General features: G+C 63.8%; 2 protein-coding genes. Both read left to right on the top strand.

What is annotated here, in order from left to right; translation table 11 throughout:
• Positions 1-611, top strand: a 611-nt coding sequence (locus ADL25_RS11685) for a nitroreductase family protein (RefSeq protein WP_063805619.1), incomplete at its 5' end; no start/stop codon positions are given.
• 52 nt (positions 612-663) lie between these two features.
• A partial coding sequence (locus tag ADL25_RS11680; RefSeq protein ID WP_159044915.1) for an alcohol dehydrogenase catalytic domain-containing protein occupies positions 664-932 on the top strand: 269 nt, incomplete at its 3' end.

Below are 932 nucleotides of genomic sequence, written 5' to 3'. Positions count from 1 at the left end.
GGTATTTCGACCCCAGCAAGACCATTGCGGAGGACACCCTGCAGCAGCTGCTGCGGTTCCTGCGCTCCACGCCGTCATCGGTGAACGTACAGCCCAACCACTTCTACGTCCTGGCCACACCCGAAGGCAAGAAGCAGCTCGCCGACAACCTGGGCGAACGGTTCCAGGACAACGCCGAGAAGATCCTGAACGCCTCGCACACCATCATCCTCACCACCCGGGCGGATCTGCCCGACAGCCACCTCGAGGCGGTATTCGCGAAGGAGAGGGCCGACGGCCGGTTCCCTGACCCGTCAAAGCAGCAGCTGTGGGAATCGATGACCCGCAACTTCCTCGACCTGCGCAACTACGGCTACAAGGACCTCAACCACTGGATGGAGAAGCAGACCTACATGGCGGTGGGCCTGACCATGATGGCGGCCGCCGAACTCGGCGTCGACGCCACCCCGCTGGAGGGGTTCGACCCGACCAGTGTCGACAAGGCCTTCAAGATCCGCGAGAGCGGACACACCACGACGGTACTGCTGGCCCTCGGCTACCCCGACCCGCAGAAGGTGTACACCACCCCCATCTCCCGCTTCGACCCCGACCAGCTCTTCACCTTCATCTAAAACCTAGCCGGAAGCCAAAACGCACCACACATGCGAGAAAGGGACGATTTCAATGAAAGCCATTGTGGTCACCGACCAGGCCGCAGGAACCGCTGGGATGAAGCTGACACAGCGGCCCGAGCCAATCGCGGCGATCAACGACGTCATCGTCCAGATCCACGCATCGGGCTTCGTCCCCACCGAGATGGAATGGCCATCGACCTGGACCGACCGCGCCGGCCGTGACAGGACACCCTCGATCCCCGGCCACGAGCTGGCCGGAGTGGTCACCGCCCTCGGCTACGGCACGACGGGGCTGTCGGTAGGGCAGCGGGTGTTCGG

The organism is Streptomyces sp. NRRL F-5122, from assembly GCF_001507435.1.
Taxonomy (GTDB): Bacteria; Actinomycetota; Actinomycetes; order Streptomycetales; family Streptomycetaceae; genus Streptomyces; species Streptomyces lannensis.
This window is presented reverse-complemented; position numbering and strand designations above follow the sequence as displayed.